Origin of the sequence: Thauera sp., assembly GCF_035444905.1 — a bacterium.
Classification (GTDB): Bacteria; Pseudomonadota; Gammaproteobacteria; order Burkholderiales; family Rhodocyclaceae; genus Thauera.
Genome location: NZ_DAOMPS010000118.1, coordinates 1 through 3,895, shown reverse-complemented (window position 1 = coordinate 3,895; position 3,895 = coordinate 1). Strand labels below are relative to the sequence as shown.

4 protein-coding genes are annotated in these 3,895 nt (G+C 64.6%); all 4 read right to left on the bottom strand.

Translation table 11 applies throughout. The features are described 5' to 3' along the window. Positions 1–140 precede the first annotated feature (140 nt). Positions 141–1,184, bottom strand: a complete 1,044-nt coding sequence (locus PLC66_RS22325) for a DMT family transporter (RefSeq protein WP_324544378.1) — start codon at positions 1,182–1,184, stop codon at positions 141–143. Positions 1,185–1,268: 84 nt separating this feature from the next. Beyond that, positions 1,269–1,961 carry a transmembrane anchor protein gene (locus PLC66_RS22320; protein ID WP_324544377.1) on the bottom strand — a complete coding sequence of 231 codons (693 nt, stop codon included), beginning with the start codon at positions 1,959–1,961 and terminating at the stop codon, positions 1,269–1,271. A gap of 20 nt (positions 1,962–1,981) precedes the next feature. After that, entirely contained in the window at positions 1,982–2,716 is a 735-nt protein-coding gene (locus tag PLC66_RS22315) for a HupE/UreJ family protein (RefSeq protein WP_324544376.1), read from the bottom strand. 63 nt (positions 2,717–2,779) lie between these two features. Then, positions 2,780–3,190, bottom strand: a complete 411-nt coding sequence (locus PLC66_RS22310; RefSeq protein WP_324544375.1) for a hypothetical protein — start codon at positions 3,188–3,190, stop codon at positions 2,780–2,782. Between the last annotated feature and the right edge of the window lie 705 nt (positions 3,191–3,895).

Below are 3,895 nucleotides of genomic sequence, written 5' to 3'. Positions count from 1 at the left end.
CGCATAGGGGTCGTTATGGAGAGATTTGCATAGCGACCCAATCCAGCCGTCGGGCACTTCGTGGCTCGAACGGCAAGTAACCGATTGAAGCCGCCACCTCGCATGACATACTGGGGACGCGAAGTTGGTGCTTCGTTGAATCAATGTGAGTGCCGGTGGTGGATGTCCGGAAAGTGCGGGTGTTTGTGGAGCAGCGCCTCGTGGCGGTGCCAGTGCTCATGCGGCTGGTCGCCATCCCACTCGAAATCATGTTCGTGCTGGTGATGCTCGTCGTGCGTGTGCCGATGGCCATGCTCCATCGGCTCATGCACGTGCTCGTGCTCGTGATGCTCGGTGAGGTGTAACCACACCCCCCAGCCCATCAGGGCTGCCGCAATCCAGAATGAGATCGAGGTCGACTCCCCCAGCAGGAACAGCGACACCGCCGCGCCAATGAACGGCGCGGTCGAGAAGTAGGCGCCGGTGCGCGCCGTCCCCAATCCACGTAGCGCAAGCACGAACAGCACTAGGCTGATGCCGTAGCCGAGCAGGCCGACAACCATGGTCCCGAGCAGGACCGGACCGCCCGGCAGGCTCGCACCGAGCGCGAACGCCAGCGCAACATTGACCGTGCCCGCCACCGCACCTTTCGTGGCCGCGATGAAGAGCGCATCCGAGGCCGACACGCGCCGCGTCAGGTTGTTGTCGATTGCCCAGCACAGACAGCCGGCGGCGATGGCGAGCGGGCCGATCCAATCGTTCGCTCCGCCTTCGCCACCCGACCACGACAACACGACCCCGCCGGCGACGATCGCGAGCATGCCGAGCACGATGCGGCGGTCGGCGTTCTCCCTGAACACCACCCAGGCGATCACGGCGGTCAGCACCGCTTCGAGGTTGAGCAGCAGCGACGCGGTCGCGCCGCTGGTGCGCGTGAGGCCGAACATCAGCGCGAGCGGGCCGAGCACGCCGCCGAAGAAGATCGCCCCCAGCAGCCACGGCCATTCACCCCTGGCCAGGCCGGACGGCGTCCAGCCACGATCGCGGATCAGGCGCGCCGCAGCCAGCCCGAGCCCGCTGCCAAGGTAGAGCAGGCCAGCCAGCAGCCAGGGCGACATCTCGCCGACCAGCAGCTTGGCGAACGGGGTGCTCGCGCCGAACAGGGCGGCTGCGAGCAGCGCATGGATCACGTAGATGTTGTTCATTGCCCTTGCTCGGACGGAGTGGCAGCCATCCGATGGAAACGATAGCGGGAAACGCCCCCACCCCGGCGGGATGGGGGGCTGCGCTTACAGCACGCGCTCGATCCTGGCGTACTCGCCCTGGGTCTTGAGCGTGACGGTGACGTCGTAGCCGGAGCGGTTGCGCCAGAACCAGCCGTGCTTGCCGTCGAACGCGGCGACCAGTTCGCCCTTGCTGCCGAGCTCGTTACGTCCCTTGCCGTAGCCGTGATAGAAGTCCTTCGGCGCGTCGTAGGGGTCGCCATGGGTGTCGAAGTTCACCGGGCCGCCGGCGCTCGCCCACTCATAACGAACGCGGTGGTCCTTGTTCATCGTCAGTTTGACTTCGGCGCCCTGACCGGGCTTGAGCGTCACGGTCACCGTGTCCTGTCGTGCGGCGGCGGGCGTGGGCGCGACCGCTGCGGGCGGCAGTGTGGCGACCGCGACCGGCGCAGGTGCCGGTGCCGGGACAGGCGCCGCTTCGGCACGAACCGTAGGCGCGACGGCTACGGGCTGTGCGGGCGCCGTTTCTGTGGCAACGCGCTCGTCGGCGCGGGCCTCGGCCGCGAGCGAGATCTTGATCTCGCCCATCGGCGTGAGGCCCAGGGCGCGGCCGATCCCGGTGGGGTCGATGCCGTACTCGGCCGGCAGTACGGTTGTGACGAGGAGCCCGCCGGCGATCAGGGCAGCGAGGGCGGTCGAGCGCAGCAGCTTGCCGGTGGTCGGCAGGTCGGCGCGTTTGGGAAGGTCGGTGTTGTACATGGTGGATGACTCCAGGAATCTCAGGATACGAACAGGCCGGTGAGCTGATAGCCGATCAGCATGAACCCGGCGCACATCATGGCGACGTTGGCGGTATAGGCGTGCTGGAAGAAGCCGGCGGTACGACGCCAGAAGCCCATCGCGATCAGGATTGCGCCGAGCGCGAGCAACTGGCCGATCTCCACCCCGACGTTGAACGCCAGCAGGTTGGGCAATAGGCCATCGCGGGCGATCTCGAACTCCTGGATCTTGGCCGCCAGGCCAAAGCCGTGGAACAGGCCGAAGACCAGGGTCGCCACCTTGGTGTTCGGCTGCACGCCGAACCAGCGCTGGAAGGCACCGAGGTTGTCGAGGGCCTTGTACACCACCGACAGGCCGATGATCGCGTCGATCAGGTAGGCATTGACGTTCACCCCGGCATAGACACCGTACAACATGGTGACCGAGTGCCCGATCGCGAACAGGCTGACGTAGAGCGCGATGTCCTTGAGCTTGTAGAGAAAGAAGATCACCCCTGCCAGGAACAGCAGATGGTCGTAACCGGTGACCATGTGCTTGGCGCCGAGGTAGGTGAAGGGCAGCAGGTGCGTGCCCGAGATCTCCTGGATGTAGCCCTTGTCGCCCTCGGCCACGCCATGGGCGTGCGCGAAAGCGGTCAGGAGCAGGTAGAGCAGTACGCCTGTGAAAGCGTACAGCAGCGGCCCGGAGCGTGGCAGCACGGCTGCCCGCCCCTGGCTGGGGAAGGAATGGGTCATGGATGTCTTCCGATGAGGTTTGCTGGGTGATCCCGGCGCTTCAAGCGCGCGGGACTCGACAGGTCAAACGATCAGGAGACGTTTTGGCGGGCGCTCGAGCAGGGCGCAGGGCGCAGGATAGGCGGGTCGACGCTCGTCGGCGAGCCACTGATCGGACAACGGTGGGATACCCATCGCGTGCGTGGGCGGCACGTTCGGCTTGTCGTGACTGTGATCGGCCGGGTTGTGCCCGTGTTGGTGGGGGCCGCCCTCGTCCTCGAAATCATCATGGCGATGGCCATGATCGTCCTGACCTGTGTCTGCATCGGCAAACGCATGCGCGTGCGTGCTTGCACGCAAGGGGTCGTGAGACAGCGAGATCGCGCTCGAGAACGCGAACAGCGCATGCGAGAGCATCAGCAGCCCGATCACCCCCCTCACCAGCATGCGGGCGATCTTTCGCGAGAAGACGGACGAGGAGGCAAACACGGTCATGTCGGGTCGGTTTCGCGAGGGCTGGGCGCCTTCGGCGATCCGTGGGCCGTTTTATACAGGAGTCCGGATTGTTGCGGGAAATTCGCAACAAACGGAAACGTCAGGGCCGTGGCGAGAATCGACCCGCCCACGTGTGGGCGCAACTCCGTTGCCGGCACCAAGGTTGGAGATGACGCAACGAGTGCAGCGGGCGGGAGTGTGGTCCGGATGGCCGTTATCCCGATGCGGTTTGCGCGGTCGCCGAGGAGGGATGAGCCGCAGAGATGGGTAATAGCTTGAACAGAACGTTGTGGTTCAAACATCAAACAACACCCATCAGCTTGGGAGGTTTGGTCTTGAGCTATCTCGTCCGTCTTGTGAGCCTTCCCAAGTCATCAACCGGCTGCATGCGCGTCTGCCGTTCGGTCAAGGCCTGGGGCTGACGAACCCTGGCTCGCCAACCCTGACCGTACCCTTGCATTCTTATGACCTAAACGTAATTACCCGGTCACTGCCCTGTCAGTGGTCGGCTCCTATGATCGAGTCCATGGTTACTCAAGCACGAGCAGCCAATCTGGACAACTGGACAAGGAGCCACCATGAAAAAGTCGATCATCGCCGTCCTCGCCGTCTCGGCCATCAGCACCCTTGGTTCTTCCGCTGCGTTCGCTCACGAAGACTATTCCAAACGCGGTACGTTGCACTGGCTCGAGCATGTCCAGGCAC

What these genes read in the sequence shown, in the direction of transcription:
- PLC66_RS22325 (WP_324544378.1), bottom strand. Translation starts at nt 1,184, where the DNA reads ATGAACAACATCTACGTGATCCATGCGCTGCTCGCAGCCGCCCTGTTC.
- PLC66_RS22320 (WP_324544377.1), bottom strand. Translation starts at nt 1,961, where the DNA reads ATGTACAACACCGACCTTCCCAAACGCGCCGACCTGCCGACCACCGGC.
- PLC66_RS22315 (WP_324544376.1), bottom strand. Translation starts at nt 2,716, where the DNA reads ATGACCCATTCCTTCCCCAGCCAGGGGCGGGCAGCCGTGCTGCCACGC.
- PLC66_RS22310 (WP_324544375.1), bottom strand. Translation starts at nt 3,190, where the DNA reads ATGACCGTGTTTGCCTCCTCGTCCGTCTTCTCGCGAAAGATCGCCCGC.